We start from the raw sequence: 1022 nt of genomic DNA, 5'->3' as shown, positions 1-1022 counted from the left end.
GTTGACGAGCCGGCCGCTGCCATCGACGGTGAAGGCCACGACGACGAGCGAGCGGAGCATCGCCTGCGGCGTGCCGTGCAGCATGCCGGACGGATTGCGTTCGGCGACACGCTGCGCGACTTCGACGCGGTACTGGTCGAGGCTGCCACTGCGGGTGATCGACGGAATCGTCAGGATCGAGTGCAGCGACGGAGGCGGCGTGATCGTGCATGCCGCGAGCATGGCGACGACGGCCAGCGCAACTGCACGCAGCCGGTTGACGCGCGGACGGGGAAGGGGGCGCATGGGAGGCTAGCCAGAAGTGACTATAAAAAAATGATAGGCGCACGAACGCGAGCCGATATCGGGAGAAACGCATAACGGGCGATGCCGGGTGTTGCGATCGCTGATGACGAAAGGGGTATGCGCTCGCGCGTCGCGATGTGACGTGCCATGTGACAGCGCGCTCGCGCGGCTGCCGCACGTGCGCATCCCGGCGTGCATGTTGCAAGGTTGAAAGAAAGGCACGGCGTGCGAGTGGCACGCACGCATCGGGCGATGATTCGGCCAGGCGCAGCGATCGCCGCAAGCAGCACCGCTGCCGACGCCCGCGCAATCTTCAGCGACCCGTGCCGCCCGCTTCAGAAGCCGTGCGTGACGAGTGACAGGATCGACAGGTCGGGGTGCGTGCCGTCGATGATGCTCTTGCCGATGTGCACGGCTTCGTGGACGGCTTCGTCGAGGCTCGCGAAGCTTTCCTCGCCGTCCGCATGGAATGGCACTGCGTGGCCGGGCAACGCAGGATTCGCGCCCGGATGGCAGACGTAGCCGGTGTAGGTGTAGCGTGTGTCGCTGCCGGGCACGGCGGCCGGCACGACATGGATCTCGAAGCCTTCGTAATCGACGGGTTCCGCCGGTATCGACAGTTCGGTCATGACGATCTCCGTGTACCGCCCGCAGGGGTGGCGCGCGCGGTATCGAGTACGCGGCGGCGGTCGTGTCGCCGTGTTGATCGAATTCTAGGTGATCGGGCGGCCGGCCGG

Annotated in this window: 1 protein-coding gene and 1 pseudogene; both read right to left on the bottom strand. The window is 66.3% G+C overall.

The genetic code is table 11. The annotated features are described in order from the left end of the window. Positions 1-285: pseudogene (locus JYJ84_RS37390) on the bottom strand (hypothetical protein); the annotation flags it as partial. A gap of 335 nt (positions 286-620) precedes the next feature. After that, complete coding sequence (locus JYJ84_RS37385; protein ID WP_122944723.1) at positions 621-914, bottom strand: hypothetical protein; 294 nt, start codon at positions 912-914, stop codon at positions 621-623. Positions 915-1022 lie beyond the last annotated feature (108 nt).

This window comes from Burkholderia sp. LMG 13014 (genome assembly GCF_905232215.1).
In the GTDB taxonomy this organism is placed as follows: domain Bacteria; phylum Pseudomonadota; class Gammaproteobacteria; order Burkholderiales; family Burkholderiaceae; genus Burkholderia.
Note: the sequence above shows the minus strand (reverse complement) of the source record. Positions and strands in the feature narration are given on the sequence as shown.